This window comes from Streptomyces sp. RK9, from assembly GCF_045070545.1.
Classification (GTDB): domain Bacteria; phylum Actinomycetota; class Actinomycetes; order Streptomycetales; family Streptomycetaceae; genus Streptomyces; species Streptomyces alboflavus.
The window spans coordinates 3,735,601-3,752,196 of sequence record NZ_CP173703.1 but is presented as its reverse complement, the minus strand read 5'-3'; the positions used below and the strand labels follow the sequence as shown (position 1 = coordinate 3,752,196).

Annotated in this window: 16 protein-coding genes; 7 read left to right on the top strand and 9 right to left on the bottom strand. The window is 71.8% G+C overall.

From position 1 onward, the window contains the following. Positions 1–72: 72 nt before the first annotated feature. Positions 73–789 (top strand): MBL fold metallo-hydrolase, encoded by a 717-nt coding sequence (locus AB6L24_RS15445; RefSeq protein WP_405657172.1) that lies wholly within the window; start codon positions 73–75, stop codon positions 787–789. A 94-nt stretch (positions 790–883) separates the two neighbouring features. Here AB6L24_RS15445 and AB6L24_RS15440 read toward each other — a convergent pair whose 3' ends face one another. Then, positions 884–1,927, bottom strand: a complete 1,044-nt coding sequence (locus AB6L24_RS15440) for an NUDIX domain-containing protein (protein WP_405655791.1) — start codon at positions 1,925–1,927, stop codon at positions 884–886. Positions 1,928–2,247: 320 nt separating this feature from the next. Here AB6L24_RS15440 and AB6L24_RS15435 point away from each other — a divergent pair, with 320 nt between their 5' ends. From AB6L24_RS15435 to AB6L24_RS15420, 4 genes are all read left to right on the top strand, one after another. After that, positions 2,248–2,622 (top strand): STAS domain-containing protein, encoded by a 375-nt coding sequence (locus AB6L24_RS15435; protein ID WP_405655790.1) that lies wholly within the window; start codon positions 2,248–2,250, stop codon positions 2,620–2,622. Positions 2,623–2,726: 104 nt separating this feature from the next. Then, positions 2,727–2,864: a 50S ribosomal protein bL37 gene (locus AB6L24_RS15430; protein WP_405655789.1), complete on the top strand. Its 138-nt coding sequence runs from the start codon at positions 2,727–2,729 to the stop codon at positions 2,862–2,864. Positions 2,865–3,541: 677 nt separating this feature from the next. Continuing rightward, positions 3,542–4,720 carry a sensor histidine kinase gene (locus AB6L24_RS15425; RefSeq protein WP_405655787.1) on the top strand — a complete coding sequence of 393 codons (1,179 nt, stop codon included), beginning with the start codon at positions 3,542–3,544 and terminating at the stop codon, positions 4,718–4,720. Then, entirely contained in the window at positions 4,721–5,398 is a 678-nt protein-coding gene (locus AB6L24_RS15420; protein ID WP_405655786.1) for a response regulator, read from the top strand. Position 5,399: 1 nt separating this feature from the next. On the opposite strand, the gene AB6L24_RS15415 is transcribed toward AB6L24_RS15420, so the two are convergent. The 3 genes from AB6L24_RS15415 to AB6L24_RS15405 are packed head-to-tail and all read right to left on the bottom strand — an operon-like array spanning position 5,400 to position 8,511. Next, the gene (locus AB6L24_RS15415) at positions 5,400–6,329 is read right to left on the bottom strand and encodes a carbohydrate ABC transporter permease (RefSeq protein WP_030358133.1); all 930 of its coding nucleotides are present in this window, start codon (positions 6,327–6,329) and stop codon (positions 5,400–5,402) included. Further along, a complete protein-coding gene (locus AB6L24_RS15410) occupies positions 6,326–7,237 on the bottom strand; it encodes a carbohydrate ABC transporter permease (RefSeq protein WP_405655785.1) in 912 nt (303 codons plus the stop codon). Before AB6L24_RS15410 ends, AB6L24_RS15415 begins: the two co-directional genes overlap by 4 nt. 14 nt (positions 7,238–7,251) lie before the next feature. Then, on the bottom strand, positions 7,252–8,511 hold the full coding sequence (locus AB6L24_RS15405; RefSeq protein ID WP_405655784.1) for an ABC transporter substrate-binding protein: 1,260 nt from the start codon (positions 8,509–8,511) through the stop codon (positions 7,252–7,254). 266 nt (positions 8,512–8,777) lie between these two features. Between AB6L24_RS15405 and AB6L24_RS15400 the strand changes: the two genes are divergently transcribed. Beyond that, on the top strand, positions 8,778–10,862 hold the full coding sequence (locus tag AB6L24_RS15400) for an NPCBM/NEW2 domain-containing protein (protein WP_405655783.1): 2,085 nt from the start codon (positions 8,778–8,780) through the stop codon (positions 10,860–10,862). A gap of 86 nt (positions 10,863–10,948) precedes the next feature. Here AB6L24_RS15400 and AB6L24_RS15395 read toward each other — a convergent pair whose 3' ends face one another. The 3 genes from AB6L24_RS15395 to AB6L24_RS15385 all read right to left on the bottom strand — a co-directional run bounded on the left by AB6L24_RS15395 (position 10,949) and on the right by AB6L24_RS15385 (position 13,595). Next, a complete protein-coding gene (locus AB6L24_RS15395) occupies positions 10,949–11,647 on the bottom strand; it encodes a GNAT family N-acetyltransferase (RefSeq protein ID WP_405655781.1) in 699 nt (232 codons plus the stop codon). Between the two features lie 49 nt (positions 11,648–11,696). Beyond that, positions 11,697–12,479: a hypothetical protein gene (locus tag AB6L24_RS15390; RefSeq protein ID WP_405655780.1), complete on the bottom strand. Its 783-nt coding sequence runs from the start codon at positions 12,477–12,479 to the stop codon at positions 11,697–11,699. A gap of 144 nt (positions 12,480–12,623) precedes the next feature. Next, positions 12,624–13,595, bottom strand: a complete 972-nt coding sequence (locus AB6L24_RS15385) for an ROK family protein (protein ID WP_405655779.1) — start codon at positions 13,593–13,595, stop codon at positions 12,624–12,626. A gap of 437 nt (positions 13,596–14,032) precedes the next feature. Between AB6L24_RS15385 and AB6L24_RS15380 the strand changes: the two genes are divergently transcribed. Further along, the gene (locus tag AB6L24_RS15380) at positions 14,033–15,019 is read left to right on the top strand and encodes a LacI family DNA-binding transcriptional regulator (RefSeq protein WP_380853897.1); all 987 of its coding nucleotides are present in this window, start codon (positions 14,033–14,035) and stop codon (positions 15,017–15,019) included. Positions 15,020–15,106: 87 nt separating this feature from the next. On the opposite strand, the gene AB6L24_RS15375 is transcribed toward AB6L24_RS15380, so the two are convergent. Both AB6L24_RS15375 and AB6L24_RS15370 read right to left on the bottom strand, forming a co-directional pair. Next, positions 15,107–15,868, bottom strand: coding sequence for a hypothetical protein (locus AB6L24_RS15375; RefSeq protein ID WP_405655778.1), 762 nt, complete (start codon positions 15,866–15,868; stop codon positions 15,107–15,109). Next, positions 15,865–16,551 (bottom strand): RNA polymerase sigma factor, encoded by a 687-nt coding sequence (locus tag AB6L24_RS15370; protein ID WP_405655777.1) that lies wholly within the window; start codon positions 16,549–16,551, stop codon positions 15,865–15,867. The genes AB6L24_RS15375 and AB6L24_RS15370 overlap by 4 nt, the downstream gene beginning before the upstream one ends. Between the last annotated feature and the right edge of the window lie 45 nt (positions 16,552–16,596).

The following is a 16,596-nucleotide window of genomic DNA, read 5'->3' as shown; positions in this document are numbered from 1 at the left end:
AACGCGTACGCCCAGGGCGAAGCGGCCCTCCGTCGGCGGCGGCCGTCTCCGTACGGTCGCCGCATGAACGCCATCGAGATCATCGAACTCCGGCCCCGCCTCCACCTCTTCCGCTTCCCCGTCGGCCAGGCCTACCTGTGGCGGGACGACGAGGAGCTGACCCTCGTCGACGCAGGCCCGCCCGGCGGCGGCGCGGCCCTCGCGGACGCGATCACCGGACTCGGCCTGCGCCCCCGTGACGTGCGGCGCGTCGTGCTCACGCACTTCCACGGCGACCACGCGGGCGGCGCGGGCGAGTTCGCGGAACTCACCGGGGCGACGGTGTACGCGCACCACCTGGACGCGCCGATGGTGCGCGGCGAGGTGCCGGGTCCCCCGCCCGTCCTGGAGGACTGGGAGGTGCCGATCTTCGAGGAGGCGACGAAGCACGTGCCGGCGGCGACCGAGCAGCACGTGTACGCCCCCGACCTCCAGGAGGTGGCGGACGACGACGTTCTCGACTTCGGGGGCGGCGCGCGTCTGGTGAGCGCGCGCGGGCACACGGCGGGCAGCGTCGGCGTGCATCTGCCCCGGCACGGCGTGCTGTTCACGGGCGACGCCGTCGCCGCCGCACCCGGGCACGGCGTGCTGCTCGGCGTCGGCAACCAGGACCGCGACGAGGCCGTCGCGTCCTTCCACCGGCTCGCCGCGCTGGAGGCGGACGTGGCGTGCTTCGGGCACGGCGATCCGGTGGAGCGGGGCGCGTCGGCGGTGCTGCGGGAGGCGGCGGAGCAGTACGGGAACGCCTGAGGGCCGCTTGGGCGGTGGTCACGCGGTGGCGAGCACCGCCTCCGCCCGTTTCAGCGCCGCCGTCTCAAGGCACGCCCCGAAGCACCCGCCGGGCTCAACCCCCCACCGGCTCCCCGGCCTCCAGGTACAGCGTCGCGCCCCGCTCGCGCGCCCGCAGCGCCCAGCGCAGGCGGGCGTAGCGGACGGGCGGGAGCATCCGGGCGGCCTCGTCCTCGGTGGCGAAGCGCCAGTCGCGCAGTTCAGGGCCCGGCAACAGCAGTCGGCGCGCCTCGGCGCTGTCGAGGCGGCCGCCGTCGAAGAGGAAGCGCATGCCGCCGTAGCCGGGCGGCGCGGGCGGCTCCCAGTCGGCGACCAGGAGGCGCGGTGTGCCGGTGAGGCGGATGCCGGTCTCCTCGGCGACCTCGCGCACACCGGCGCGCGCGGGCGCCTCGCCGGGCTCGACGACGCCGCCGGGGAACTCCCAGCCCGCCTTGTACGTCGGATCCACCAGGAGCACCCGGTCCTGCTCGTCGAAGAGCAGCACGCCGGCGGCGAGGGTCTCGGCGGTGGGCTCGGGCGTCTGCACGATGTCGCTGACGGCGGCGGCCCCGGTGCGGACGGCCTCGGCGATGTGCTCGGCCGTCTCGGACGGCGTCAGGGCGCCGTTGTCGACGCGGTGGGCGTCCGCGTCCAGCCACGCGGAGAGCGCGGCGAAGTAGGGCTCGATGTGGTCGAACGACCACTGGCGGACGCGCAGTTCGCCGTCGGGCACGTCCGGGGAGACCTCGCGTCCGGCGATGCGCGCACGCAGGATCGTTTCGTCCGGAGCGAGCAGAACGTGGCGCACGGCTATGCGGCGGGCGGCGAGGCCGCCGAATATCTCGTCGCGGTACTCCTGGCGCAGCAGTGTCATCGGTACCACCAGTACGCCGCCGACCTCGGCGAGCAGACCGGCCGCCGTGTCCACCACCAAGCGCCGCCAGATCGGCAGGTCCTGGAAGTCGCTCACCTCGGCGAGGTGCTTGGCGGGCAGCAGCTGCGGCAGTTCGCCGCCGATGACCTCAGGGTCGAAGAGTGTGCTGTTCGGGATCAGCTCGATCAGTTCCCGTGCGGCGCTGGTCTTGCCCGCACCGAACGCGCCGTTGATCCAGACGATCACGGTTCCCCCTCTTCTGTTGGCCCCCAGTGGCTTGCCCGCAACACACTGCCACGGAAACCAGCGCCTGATGAGGGTGGCCGTTCTCGTACGAACAGCCAAGCCGTCTTGTCAAGAACCTTGAAGCAACTTCCCCCTATCGGGTGGCAGTGCTCTCCCGCGAATCGTTCCCGCACTCCGCGTCGCGGCCCTGCCCGATACGGTGATCCGCCAGGCACCCTGGCCCCTGGTGACCTCCTCGTTCCGGTTGCCGCACGGCAGCCGCCCCCGGCCGCGCGCACTGGCCGGGGCTCGCCCTGGGGGGATTGGTGCATCAGGACAAGTTGAGCGAATTCACGTGCGAGAACCCGGAGTTACCGCCTCGGGTGTACGAGGTCGGCAACGCCACCGTCGTGGAGCTGTACGGCGACATGGACCTCGTGGGGTTCCAGCGCACGCTCCCCCACCTCGACCCGGTGACGGCGGGCCCGGCCCGGGTCGTCGTGGTCGACCTGACGCGTGCCACCTTCCTCGACTGCTCCGGCCTCTCCCTGCTCATGCGGGCCCACCGCCGCCTCACCTCCCGGGGCGCGGCGCTGCGGGTGGTGTGCGCCGACCCCATGACCCTGCGCGTCATGGGCATCACCGGCGTGAAGGCAACGCTGTCCCCGGTCGCCTCGGTACGGGAGGCGCTGGCGCAGCCCCGCCGGGACCCTTGACCGGGGACGACCCGGGCCCCGGACCGCACGCCCGGGGCCCGCACGGCCGCGTCGCTCCCGCGAACCACCGGGCGGAATCGCGAGCCCCGCGACGGTGTGGAAGGGTGGAAAACGCCAGAAAACAGCGCAACCGGCGCCATCCCACCTCCGAGAGGAGCCCGGACATGTCCTCGAAGCGACGCCGCAAGAAGAAGGCCCGCCGCAAGCACGCGGCCAACCACGGCAAGCGGCCGCAGTCCTGACGGCAGGGCCGCCGCGAGCGGGGCGGCGCCGGGTTTCTGGTCCCCGTACAGGGACGGAATGGGGACACGGGCGTATCCCCGCACAGCCATGACTGGTAGTCCGCCCGCGGCGCCGGAACGAGCCGCGGCCCGACGACTGCCGTAAGCGCGGCGCGCGCCGTGCCGAGGTCCGGCCGCCGCCGTCCGTCGCGGCCGGGAAGGGATGCGGCGCGGGACAGCCCGGGTATTCGCCGGGGGCTCGGTCATCCCGCCCCGCCGTCGAGCAGCCAGTGATGGCGCAGCCGCAGCGCCCGCTCCGTGCTGGCCGCCGCGGCACCGAGCCCCACCAGGACGTTGCCCCACGCCGACAGGCCCACAGGCGAGCTGAAGGCCCCGACGTGCCGGGCGATCTCCTCCGGCCGGGTGAGCTGCTCGACGAGCTGGGAGGCGAGCAGGAGCAGGGCGACGACGCCGCTCCCGTCGCGACCGTGCGGTCGTTCTCACTCGTGTTCAGCGGTGGCAGCCAACGGTGTCGGCGTACCCGTGGAAGGACCCTCTCCCACCGGCGCGACCGGCACATCGACCCGTCGGACGGAACCGTCCTCGACCAAGGGCGAGGCGGTCGTTCGACTCTGGTCGAAGGGCATACCCGCCTCAGGTCGGACGCGGTGATCGCGCGGTCCCGTGATACTTGCCGGGTGAACACGGACGTCGCGCCACCGCTCGGATGGTGGCAGCAGACCTGGCGCCTGGCGGCGGCCGTCGCCGTGGGCCTGTCGGCCTGGCTGTCCGTCGGAGTGCTGCTGCACCGGGAGACGGGTGGGACGGGTTCCTGGTTCCTCATCGGTGATCCGCTGGTGGCGCTCGGCTGCCTGACCGCGCTGCTGTGGCGGCGCCGGTTCCCGCGGGCCGTCGCCATGACCGTCGCGATCGCCGCGACCGCGTCGGCGCTCGCCGGCGGCACCGCGCTGGTCGCGCTCGGCTCGGTCGCCACCCGTCGCCGGCCGGTGGAGATCGGGGGCGTCGTGCTGGTCTACGTGGCCGCGTCCCAGTTGCCCTCGCCCTACCCCACTCAGGACGCACCCGGCTCGACGTGGGTCCAGATCGCGTTCCCGGCGCTGGCCGCGGGCATCGCGGTGGCCGTGGGCATGGCCGTCGGCGCGCGCCGCGTCGAGGTGCGGTCCCTGCGGGAGCGGGCGGAGAGCGCGGAACGGGAGCAGACCGCACGCGAGGCGCAGGCACGGGCCCTGGAGCGCAACCGGATCGCCCGCGAGATGCACGACGTGCTCGCGCACCGGATCTCCCTGGTCGCCCTGCAGGCCGGAGTCCTCGACCACCGCGGCGACCTCACCGCCGAGGAGAACCGCGTCCTTGTCCGCGGCATCGCCGAGGGCTCCCACCAGGCCCTGGAGGAACTGCGCGACGTCCTCGGCGTGCTCCGCGCGGAACCCGGCCGCCCCGAACCACCACAGCCCGACCTCGACCACGTCCCCGCCCTGGTCGAGGACGCGCGCGCCTCCGGCATCGACGTCACGCTCAGCACCACCGTGACGGGCAAGCCGTCCGACGTCGTCGCGCGCACCTGCTACCGGATCGTCCAGGAAGGACTCACCAACGCCGCCAAGCACGCGCCGGGCGCCCGCGTGCGCGTCGCCCTGGAGGGAGCGGCGGGCGACCGGCTCACCGTCAGCGTCCGCAACTCGGCGACCGCGGGCACGACGACGCGACCCCCGGCGTCGGGATTCGGGCTGCTCGGCCTCAGCGAGCGGGTCGGCCTCGTCGGCGGAGAGCTCGACCACCGCCCCACATCCGGCAACGGCTACCTCCTCACCGCCGCCCTGCCCTGGCCGCACCCCGTGCTCGAGAAGAGAACCTGAGTGGACACCGAACAGCCGAAGGTGCGTGTCGTCATCGTCGACGACGAGCAACTCGTGCGCATGGCCCTGCGACTCATCATCGACGGCGAACCGGACCTGACCGTCGTCGCGGAGGCAGCCGACGGCGACGCCGCGCTCACCGTCGTGGACGAACAGCGGCCGGACGTCGTCCTGATGGACGTGCGCATGCCCGGTCGCGACGGCCTCAGCGCGACCCGCGAACTCCTCACCCGACGGCCCGCGACCCGCGTGCTCATGCTGACCACCTTCGACTCCGACGATCTGGTGCTCGGCGCGCTGCGCGCCGGAGCACTCGGGTTCGTGCTCAAGGACACCCATCCACCCCAGATCCTCGACGCGGTACGGACCGTCGCGGGCGGCAACCCCGTCCTGTCCCCCGCGGCCACGGCACGAGTGATCGCCGCGGCCACGGGACCGCAGTCCGCGCACGCCGGCGACCCGACCCGCGAAGCCGCACGGGACCGGCTGTCCACCCTGACCGAACGGGAACGCGAAACCGCCCGGGCCATCGCGGACGGCCTCGGCAACCCGGAGATCGCCCAGCGGCTGCGCATCAGCGTGGCGACCGTCAAGGCACACACGACCAACCTGTTCGCCAAGCTGGCGGTCGAGAACCGGGTGCAGATCGCACTCCTGGTCCGCGACGCGGAGCAGTGACTCAGCCCTTGCTCGACCCCAGCGTGAGCCCCGCGATGAAGTGCCGTTGCAGCAGCAGGAAGACGAGGATCGTCGGCAGGGCCACCAGGACCGAGCCCGCCGCGAGCAGGTTGTAGTCCGTGAAGAACTGGCCGCGCAGGTTGTTCAGGGACGAGGTGATCGGAAGCTTGTCGGGGTTGGAGATGAAGATCAGGGCCCAGAGGAAGTCGTTGTAGATCCAGGTGAACTCGAGCGTGGCGAGGGCCGCGATCGCGGGGCGGCACAGAGGCAGGGTGATCCGCCAGAACTGGGTCCAGACCCCGGCGCCGTCGACGATCGCCGCCTCCAGGATCTCCTTGGGCAGCGTGCGCATGAAATTGGACAGGACGAAGACGCAGAAGCCCACCTGGAAGCCGATGTTGACGAGGATGACGGCCCAGTACGAGTCGTAGAGGGTCATCGAGTCGGACATCCACCAGGGCAGATCGATCTTGAGGAACAGTACGTAGAGGGGCGTGACCAGGACCTGCGGGGGCAGCAGGTTGCCCGCGGTGAAGAACATCAACAGGGCGAGGCTGCCGCGGACGTTGATGCGGGCGACGGCGAAGGCGACGAACGCGGCGAGGAAGAGCGTGATGATCACCGCGGGGACGGCGATGATCAGCGTGTTCATGAAGTACTTGCCCATACCGGATTCGGTGTAGGCCTCGCGGTAGTAGTCGAAGGACAGCTTCTTCGGGAACGAGAAGTAGCCGTGCTGGGCCGTCTCCTCGTACGGGCGCAGGCTGGCGTAGACGGCGAGCAGCAGCGGCGCGAGGAAGGCGAGCGACACCGCGGACAGGAAGATGTGGGCGCCGAAGCGGCCGCGGCGCGGGCGGCGGGGCGGGCCGGACTCCCGCGCGGGCGGCGCGGATCGGCCGGGGCGGGTGGTGGCACGGATGTCCGCGGTCATTTCTCGCGCGCTCCTCTCAGCTCCTGGACCAGGAACGTCACGATGAATCCCAGGGAGACTCCGAGCAGGACCACGGCGATGGCGGAGCCGAATCCGATGCGGCTCGCCTCCCCGATGATGTTGTCGGTGATGAGCACGGAGAGCAGTTCGAGGCCGTTGCGGCCCTTGTTCACCGCGTACACGATGTCGAAGGCGCGCAGCGCCTCGATGACGGTGATGACGCCGACGATGACGTTCACCGGGCGCAGCGTCGGCAGGGTGACGCGGAAGAACGTCTGGCGTTCGTTCGCGCCGTCGATGGCCGCCGCTTCCTTCAGGGCCGGGTCGACGGACTTCAGTCCGGCCAGATAGAGGATCATGACGTAGCCGGTGTGCCGCCAGCTCGCGGCCAGCATCATCATCCACAGGTTGATGTCGGAGTCGCCGAGCCAGTCCACGGGGTCGTCGGGGTCGTTCAGGATCGTGTTGACGACGCCCTGGTCGGTGCCGAGCAGGAGCTGTGCCATGAAGCCGACGACGGCGAGGGACAGCACGACCGGCATGTAGAGCACGGACTGGTAGAAGCGGCTGAAGCGGATGCCGCGGTCGATGAGGACGGCGAGGAAGAGCCCGAAGGGCGTCGCGACCAGGCCGAGGAAGGCGATCCACAGCAGGTTGTGGCGGACCGCCGGCCAGAACGCGGGATAGTCCTGGACCAGGTTCTCGTAGTTGTCGCCACCCACCCAGTGGATGTCGCCGATGCCGTCCCAGGACGTGAAGGACAGGCCGACGGAGGCCAGGGCCGGGCCCCAGACGATGACGATGTCCAGCAGGACGGGGATGCCAAGGAGCACGCCGAGCACGGCGATGTCACGGCGCGTGAAGCGCCGCGTCGCCCGCCGGCCGGCGCGCCGCGCGGTTTTCGGCACGGGGTGCGTTCCTCTCACGTGGAGAAGATGTTCTTCTTCTGGCGTTCGATGCTGTTGACGAGTCCGTCGACGTCCTTCGGGTTGTCGATGAAGTCCTGCAGCGCCTTGATCATCACGGTCTGCGCGAAGTCGGGGCGGGTGTCCCGGTCGAGGAACTGCGAGATGTGCTTGGCCTTGGAGACGAGTTCGGCGGACTTCTTCTGCAGCGGGCTGTACTTCGCGGTGTCGGCGCCGTCGTTGACCGCGACGTTGTTGGGGTCGCCCTTGAGATAGACGTCCTCGGCCTCGGCGGTGCCGAGCCAGGCGAGCAGGTCCTTGGCGCCTTCCACGTTCCTGGACTTCTTGGCGACGAGGAATCCGTCGATGGGCGCCTCCACCGCGTCCCGGCCGAACTGCGGGTCGATCTCCGGGAAGGGGAAGAAGTCGATGTCGTCGCGCTCGTTCACCGGGAACTGGGAGCCGGGGTGCGGCATGCCGAAGACGGCCATGGCGGTCTTGCGCTGCTGGAGGCCCTGCCCGGCCTCCTCCCAGGTCCGGCCGAGCGCGCCCTTCTGGTAGTACGGCATGAGTTCGCGCCACAGGTCGAAGACCTTCTTCACCTTCTGGTCGGTCCACGCCTCCTCGCCCGCCATCAGGTTCTTGTGGAACTCGTATCCGTTCAGGCGCATGTTGATGTAGTCGAAGGTGCCCATGGCGGGCCAGCCGTCCTTGTCGCAGAAGGCGACCGGGGTGCCGTCCTTGTGCATCTTCTTGGCCAGGGCGATGAACTGGTCCCAGTTCTCGGCCTGTTCGTATCCCTGCTTCTCGAAGAGGCTCTTCCGGTGGAATACGGCCCACGGGTAGTAGTAGTACGGCACGAAGTACTGCTTGCCCTCGTGGGTCGACTGTTCCTTCAGCGCGGGCGAGAAGCCCTTGAAGTCCTTCCAGACGTCACTGATCTCGATGAGCAGGCCCTTTTCGGCGAAGTACTGCATGCGGTAGCCGGCGAACCACATGAAGACGTTGTCCGGTGAACCCTGGAGATAGCGCGTGATGTTCTGCTGGAATTCGTTGTGCTCTGTGGTGTTGACCTTGACCTTTTTGTCGCTCTGCTTCTCGTACGCGTCGAAGGCCGCGGCGAACGCCTTCTTCGGTACGGCGTCCGAGGCGTTGGAACCCACCGTCACTTCGTTCTTGTTGCCGCCGGGCCCGTCGCCGCAGGCGGTGAGCAGCGCGGGCAGCGCGACCGCTCCGGCGCCCACGGCCGTACCGCGCAGGAGACTCCGCCGGGACATCGGATGTCCAGCCCCACCACGCGGGGTCGGTGGACCGGTGAACGATGACTGCGTCATGTCCCCTCCTCGGGGTGCAACCGAACACAACCGAACGCGAGGATTGGATCTCACTCCCACGAGTCCCCGCCGTCAAGGGTTTTGACGGGGACGGCCCGAACCGTTACCGCTCCTCTTCCAACAGAGTTCAACACGCCCTACCGTAAGCGCGCACGAGTGACACGTACACGAAGACATCCCATCTTCCGCGAGTACGGAGGAACGTCACGATGCGTCACCTTTCCAGCCGCACCATCCCCCGAAGAGTGGTCGGGTCGCTCGCCGCGGCGCTGCTCTGCGCGGCCGGGCTCGCGGCGCCCGCCGTCGCCAGCAGCGACACCCGGGACACGGACACCGCCCGGTCCCCCGCGGCGGACGGCGTCCGGGCCCGGGGCGGCGAGGGCCCCCGGCTGCCGGGCGGCCTCGCGCTCACCCCGCCGATGGGCTTCAACAACTGGAACGCCACGCACTGCCGCGCCGACTTCGACGAGTCCATGGTCAAGGGGATCGCCGACATCTTCGTCGAGAAGGGCCTCAAGGAGGCGGGGTACGAGTACGTCAACCTCGACGACTGCTGGGCGCTGCCGCAGCGCGACGCCGACGGCAAGCTGGTGCCGGACCCCAAGCGGTTCCCCGGCGGCATCAAGGCGGTCGCCGACTACGTCCACGCCAAGGGCCTGAAGCTCGGCATCTACACCAGCGCGGGCACGAAGACCTGCAACTCGGCGGGCTTCCCCGGCGCGCTCGGCCACGAGCGCAGCGACGCCCAGCAGTTCGCCGACTGGGGCGTCGACTACCTCAAGTACGACAACTGCAATAACCAGGGCGTGGACGCCAAGAAGCGCTACATCGCCATGCGGGACGCCCTCAAGGCGGCGTCGGAGACGACGGGCCGCCCGATCGTCTACAGCATCTGCGAATGGGGCGAGAACAAGCCCTGGGAGTGGGCCGCCGACGTCGGTCACCTGTGGCGCACCACGGGCGACATCAGCGACAACTGGGGCTCGATGCTCTCCATCATGAAGAAGAACCTGCCGCTCGCGCGGCACGCGGGACCCGGCCGCTGGAACGACCCCGACATGCTGGAGGTCGGCAACGGCGGCATGACGGCCACCGAGTACCGCACCCACTTCTCCATGTGGTCGATCATGGCCGCGCCGCTGCTCATCGGCTCCGACCTGCGCAAGGTCTCCCCCGAGACCTTCGACATCCTCGGCAACAAGGAAGTCATCGCCGTCGACCAGGACCCGCTGGGCAAGCAGGGCCACGTCGTCTCGTCCGAGGGCGGGCGCTGGGTCGTCGCCAAGGAGATGAAGGACGGCAGCCGCGCCGTCGCCCTGTTCAACGAGACCGGCGGCGCGAAGACCATCACGACGACCGCGAAGGCCGTGGGCCTGCCCGCCGCCGACGGCTACTCCCTGCGCGACCTGTGGAAGCACGAGAGCTACAACGTCGCGGGCACCATCTCCGCGACCGTGCCCGCGCACGGCACGGTCCTGGTCCGGGTCGCGGCCGACGGCCAGTGGCAGGACAAGCCGCCCGCCGTCGACCTCGGCGCCGCCGCCGACCCGCTGGTGGAGGCGGGCAAGGCCGAGAAGCTGCTCACCAAGGTCGCCAACCGCGGCAGCACGGACGCGCGCGACGTCCGCGTCTCCCTCACCGGACCCTCCGGCTGGCGCCTGAAGGCGACCTCCCCGACCCGTGCGTCGGCCCTGCGCACGGGCGAGGCCCTCGGCACGTCCTGGCAGGTGACCGCGCCGCGGAACGCCAAGCCCGGCACGTACGCCCTCGATCTGAAGGCGAGCCACCGCGCCCCCGGCGGCGGCCGCGTCCAGCTCCAACTGCCCCTGACCGCACGGGTCGTGGTGGCACCGCCCGCGGGCGACACCGCGCTCAGCGGCCTGCCGTGGCTGTCCACCACCAACGGCTGGGGTCCCGTCGAGAAGGACACCAGCAACGGCGAGAGCGCGGCGGGCGACGGCAAGCCGCTCACCATCGGCGGCAAGGTGTACGCCAAGGGGCTCGGCGTGCACGCGGAGAGCACCGTCGAGTACTACGCGGGCGGGGCCTGCGAGAAGCTGACGGCCCAGGTCGGCGTCGACGACGAGAAGCCGGACAAGGGCACCGTCGCCTTCCAGGTCTGGGCCGACGGCAAGCTCGCCGCCGCCACCGGCGTCCTCACCACCGCCGACCCCGCCGAGACGGTCTCGGCCGACGTGCGCGGCGCCGAGGTGATCCGCCTCGTCGTCACGGACGGCGGCGACGGCATCGACTCGGACCACGCGGACTGGGCGGAGCCGGTGCTGGGCTGCTGAGTTCGCGCCCTGGCACGGCTGGGGCCCGGCCCTGTCCCCGCGACTCGGCCGGGCCCACCCAGCGGGTCACGGGGTGCGACCGCGGGTCACGGGGTGCGGAAGCCCCGGAAGGTCACCGACTTGCGGCTCTCGAACCCGAGCCGCTCATAGAGGGCGATGGCACCGGTGTTCGCCTCGGCCACGTGCAGGAACGGCCGCTCGCCCCGGGCGAGAATGCGCTCGGCAAGGGCGAGCACCAGGCGGGCGGCGTGGCCCTGGCCGCGTGCCTCGGGGGCCGTGCACACGGCGCTTATCTCGGTCCAGCCCGGTGGCCGCAGCCGCTCGCCCGCCATCGCCACCAGGCGTCCTTGCACACGGATCCCGAGATAGGTGCCGAGTTCACAGGTGCGGGGCCAGAACGGTCCTGGTGCGGCCCGCGCGACGAGGTCGAGCATGTCCGGCACGTCCTCCGGCCCCAGCTCCAGGACCGCGGCATCATCGGCAGGACGGGGAGCACCGGCCTCGCGGCCGGGCCACACCATCTGCCGCCCCTCCAGCTCGAAGACCGGCTCCCAGTCCGACGGCGGGAGCGCCGGGCTGCTGAACATGTCGGCGAAACCGCCGCTGCCGAGCAGTCGCGCCAGATCGGCCCAGTCCGTCGCGTCGGGCTCGGCCGGTACCGCACAGAAGGTCGCGACATCCGGCAGATACGTGGCAGCCTGCCCGCACCGCCGGGCCAGCTCCGCGTGCTGCCCGAGCAGCGACTGGGCGACGGGATGGTCGAGCACGGCGGCATCACTGGTCACCGACCGATCCTCCCATCCCGGCGTCCCCCGGCCGCACGGGGGTCGAGGGTCATGTCCGGTCGCGACGACGCACACGGGGTCCTTCGCGGTGCCTCACCCGCCGTGGCGGAGCCTTCTTCGCAGCCTCGGCTTCGGCCTTTCTGCCGGAGCGACGCTGCCAGAACTCGTGGATCGTCACCCAGGCGACGCCCAGACCGAACACCGCGCCCATGAAGGCAAGCACCGCGAACGCATCGTCCTTGGCCTGCCGGGCCGTGTGCGACGCCGTCGCGCCGACACGGGCCTTCTGCATGAAGGGTGGTTTCTCGAAGAGGACGTTGTCCGTGTCCCGGTGGTACGCCGTGACCGTCAGGGCGACCGTCATGGTGCCCGTCGCAGACGGCTTGACGATCCACCGCCATCTCGCCTTGTCGTCGGGTGTGAGCACGTTCTGCCGCGCGGAGGAGAGTGCCGTACAGGTGACACCCGCCCCGCTGCAGTGCAGCTTGACGCCCACGAGTGTGCCGACCTGCAGCTCACCCGTGTGCTGCAGGTCCTTGCGCGCACCCTGCGATCCGGCGGCGCGGAACCCTGCCACTTCCGCCTGGAACTCAAAGGCACGACCGATCTTCGCCGACCGAAGACGCGTATAGCTGATCCTGCCTTCGAACATCTCCTTGCGGCTCTCGATGATTTCCTGTCCATAGAGAGCTTGGCTTTCCGGGTCGTCACCCCCAGTCGGCCGACCCGCACATGAGGTCACCAGCAGAGCGACGAGCGCGGCACCGACCGTCCACGCGGCCGCCCGAGGCGCTGTGACTCTTTTCCGGCCCGGATCCTTCTGTGCTGCCATCGTGATCGCCTGACGCTCCCCCCGTTGGCAGCATCGTGCCGCAACTGGGCGCAGGCCGCTGGCCGTTCACACGACGTCGACGAGATTCGGCCAGTCCCCACGGGCGGCGGCCTCCTGGAACCGCCGGAGCCACCGCGACCGGGCTCAGCGATTGGCCACCGGGCGCAGCTGTCCGACCGTCGCGTCGGGGAACGCCCGCAGCGCCGCCGCGGCCGCGCCCACGAGGCCCGCGTCGGTGCCCATCAGGGCGGGGGCGACGGTCAGGCCGCCGACGAACGACAGGGTGGCGTACTCCCGCAGGGCGCGGCGCAGGGGTGCGAACAGAAGGTCGCCGGCCATCGCCACGCCCCCGCCGATCACCGCGATGTCGATCTCGACGAGCGTGGCCGTGGCGGCGATGCCCGCCGCGAGGGCCTTCGCCGCGCGGTCGAAGGAGGCGACGGCGACCGGGTCGCCCGCGCGGGCCGCGCGGGCCACGGCGGCGGCGGAGGTGTCGCCGTCGGGTCCGGGGAGCCAGCCGTTCTCCAGGGCGCGCCGGGCGATGTTCGGGCCGCTCGCGATCCGCTCGACGCAGCCGCGCCCGCCGCACGGGCACGGGTCGCCGTCGAGGTCCACGCTGATGTGCCCGATGTGGCCCGCGTTGCCGGTGGGGCCGGGGTGCAGGGAGCCGCCCAGGATCAGGCCGCCGCCGACGCCGGTGGACACCACCATGCACAGCGCGTTGTCGTGGCCGCGGGCGGCGCCCTGCCAGTGCTCGGCGGCCGTCATTGCCACGCCGTCGCCCACCAGCTCGACGGGCCGGCCGCCTGCGGCCGCGCGCACCCGCTCGACCAGGGGATAGCCGCGCCAGCCCGGGACGTTGACCGGACTGACCGTGCCCGCGCCGGCGTCGACCGGACCCGCGCTGCCGATGCCGACCGCGCGGACGAGCCCCCACGGCTCACCGGCCGTCAGCTCGCCGATCACCTCTTCGACCGCGCGCATCACGGTGTCGCCGTCCTCGCGCGCGGGCGTCGGCCGCTGGGCGCGCAGCAGGATCCGGCCCCGGCCGTCCACGAGGGCTCCGGCGATCTTGGTGCCGCCGATGTCGAGTGCGGCGACGAGGTCCGTGGGCATCAGTGTCAGATCTCCTGGTGAAAGGGCAGGCCGGAGAGTGCGGTGCATAGTCTCTCGCGCATCTGACAACGTTGTCCAGGTCCTATGCTCGACGCCACATGCGAGGCACACGCATACGACCGGGCACGCACCGCCCCGGGCGGTCCCCGGGCGACGCGGATGCGGACCCCGGTGGACGAGGACGTACGACCCCCGATGGATAGTGGACGTCGCAGTACGGACGTCACCGTACACAGGGGGAAGCGCAGAGGTGGAAGTCTGAACTTCCGCACGTGAAGCACCGACGTTACGCAGACTGAGATCCGCACAGTGGACGACAGACAGGACAGCGCACCGTGGCAGAGACCGCCCGCACCCCCGTCTCCCGGCTCCGTACGGACGGGAGCACCTCGGACGGCACCGCGGACCCCAAGAGCCGCTACGGCAACAGGCCCACCATGAAGGACGTCGCCGCGCGCGCGGGCGTGGGCCTGAAGACGGTGTCGCGCGTCGTGAACGGCGAGCCCGGCGTCACGCCCGACACCGAACGCCGGGTCCAGGAGGCCATCGAGGCGCTGGGCTTCCGGCGCAACGACAGCGCGCGGGTGCTGCGCAAGGGCCGTACGGCGAGCATCGGCCTGGTCCTGGAGGACCTGGCCGACCCGTTCTACGGTCCGCTCAGCCGGGCCGTCGAGGAGGTCGCCCGCGCGCACGGGGCACTGCTCATCAACGGTTCCAGCGCCGAGGACCCGGACCGCGAGCAGGAGTTGGTGCTCGCGCTGTGCGCACGCCGGGTGGACGGGCTCGTGGTCATCCCCGCGGGAGACGACCACCGCTATCTGGAGCCGGAGATCGCCGCCGGTGTCGCCACGGTGTTCGTCGACCGGCCGCCGGGGCGGATCGACGCCGACGTGGTGCTCTCCGACAGCTTCGGGGGCGCGCGCGACGGCGTCGCGCACCTGGTCGCCCACGGCCACCGCAGGATCGGCTTCATCGGTGACCAGCCGCGGATCCACACCGCGATAGAGCGCCTGCGCGGCTACCGCGCGGCGATGGCGGAGGCGGACATCGACGTCGACGAGTCCTGGGTGTCGCTCGGCCCCACGGACCCCGAGCGGGTCCGGCACGCTGCCGAGGCGATGCTGTCGGGCCCCTCCCCCGTCACCGCCGTCTTCGCGGGCAACAACCGCGTGACGGTCACGGTCGTACGCGTCCTCGCGGGCCTCCCCCGCCCCGTCGCCCTCGTCGGCTTCGACGACATCGAGCTGGCCGACCTGCTGAGCCCCGGCGTGACGGTGGTCGCCCAGGACGCGGCCCAGCTGGGGCGGACGGCGGCGGAGCGGCTTTTCCGGCAGCTCGACGGCGCCTCGGACGCGCCGGAGCGCATCGAGCTGCCGACGCGGTTGATCACGCGGGGGTCGGGGGAGCTGCCGCCCTCCGGATGAGCGGCGACGCGACGCGGGCGACCGGGGCGGCCGTCCCGCGCCGGGTGCGCCGCCCGAGGCGCCCGCGCTGTGCCCGTGGAGGTCGCCCTACCCGTGAGGGTCGCTCGTGACGACCTTCCCCCGCCGGTCGAGCGCGTCGATCGTGCGGTACTCCCGCTCCGTCTCGGGCTGCCTGCGGGCGAACGCCAGGAACGTGCCGTCGGGGTTCAGGCGGACCGTGTGCCGCGCTCCGTCGGCCCAGGTGATGCGTACCGTCACGGCGGGCTCGGCGGCGCGCCCGAAGACGGTCTCGTAGCCGGGCATGTCGGTGGTGCCGCCGCCGGTCCACAGCGGGAGCCGGTCCAAGGGGGTCGCGCCCGCGCCGTTCGAGCACTCGGTGCCGCCCCCCTCCGACGTGCCGTCGTCGTCGGCGACGTACCGCGTGTACAGGCAGGTGCCGCCGCTCCCGTTGGGCGCCTGCCAGACCTGCATCGTCCGGCGGCCGTCCGGCATCGGGCCCGCCACCAGCATCCGGGCCCGGTCCAGGTCGACCTCGCCCAACTCGTCGTCCTGGATGCGGGTGAGCCCGTCGACCACTCCCGACGGGAGCACCCCCATGGCGTCCGCCATCGCCGTCACTCCTCCCAGGGCCATGACCGTGGCCGCGGCGACCAGCCGGCGGCGTCGTGCTCCCCGGGCGCGGCCGGGCGGCTCCGGCCGGTCCGCGAGGATCCGGGCCAGGACGGCCCGGCCCTCCGGTGTCCGTGCGGCGCCGGTGAACTCGTCCCCGCGCGCGGGATCGCCGGGGCCGAGGGCGTGCCGCGTGAACTCCAGCGACTCCTGTGTGATCCGCGTCCGCCGACCGCTCATGCCTGCCTCCCCTGCAGCGCCACGGCGGTCCGCGGCACCCCCTCGTCCGCGTACGTGGCCGCGAGCGCCCGCGCGAGGCGTCGCCGGGCCCGGTGCAGCCGGACCGCGAACGTGCGGCGGCCACAGCCCACGACCCGCGCGGCGTCCGCCACGTCGAGGCCGTCCCAGCCCACGAGCAGCAAGGTCTCCCGGTCCCGCGCGGAGAGCGTGCCGAGCGCCTGCCGCAGATGCAGTACGCCGACGACGTCCCCCGCGTGGTCGGGTCCGGCCCGGGGCGGGTCGACGCCGCCGATGCGGGCGGTGAGCCGCTCGCCCCGCCGGTCCCCGCGCCGCTGGTTGGCCAGCACGCGGCGCGCCACGGCGTACAGCCACGGCAGCGCCTCGTCACCGGCCGACGGCACCTCGGCCAAGCGCCGCCACGCGACGAGGAAGGTCTCGGCGGCCACGTCGCCCGCCGCCTCGTGCTCGACTCTGCGCGCCGCGAACCGCAGCACGTGCTCGTAGTGGGCCTCGAAGAGTTCCTTGAAGCGCTCCTCGTCGCGGCCACCGACGTCGTCGTCCCGGTCACGCCCGTGGTCCCGTTGATCCCGGTGGTCCTGCCGATCCCGGCTGCCCTGCTCGTCCCGGTCGTCCCCCCGCACGCCGTCCCCCTTCTCGCGCGGCCTGCCCTCCTGCGTCTGCATGCCTCTTCATGTCCGGCACGGGCGGCGGGGTTACAGGCTCGGGGC

Coding starts and splice junctions, on each gene's coding strand:
- AB6L24_RS15415 (WP_030358133.1), bottom strand. CDS start 6,329: ATGACCGCGGACATCCGTGCCACCACCCGCCCCGGCCGATCCGCGCCG.
- AB6L24_RS15405 (WP_405655784.1), bottom strand. CDS start 8,511: ATGTCCCGGCGGAGTCTCCTGCGCGGTACGGCCGTGGGCGCCGGAGCG.
- AB6L24_RS15400 (WP_405655783.1), top strand. CDS start 8,778: ATGCGTCACCTTTCCAGCCGCACCATCCCCCGAAGAGTGGTCGGGTCG.
- AB6L24_RS15390 (WP_405655780.1), bottom strand. CDS start 12,479: ATGGCAGCACAGAAGGATCCGGGCCGGAAAAGAGTCACAGCGCCTCGG.
- AB6L24_RS15385 (WP_405655779.1), bottom strand. CDS start 13,595: ATGCCCACGGACCTCGTCGCCGCACTCGACATCGGCGGCACCAAGATC.
- AB6L24_RS15380 (WP_380853897.1), top strand. CDS start 14,033: ATGAAGGACGTCGCCGCGCGCGCGGGCGTGGGCCTGAAGACGGTGTCG.
- AB6L24_RS15375 (WP_405655778.1), bottom strand. CDS start 15,868: ATGAGCGGTCGGCGGACGCGGATCACACAGGAGTCGCTGGAGTTCACG.
- AB6L24_RS15370 (WP_405655777.1), bottom strand. CDS start 16,551: ATGCAGACGCAGGAGGGCAGGCCGCGCGAGAAGGGGGACGGCGTGCGG.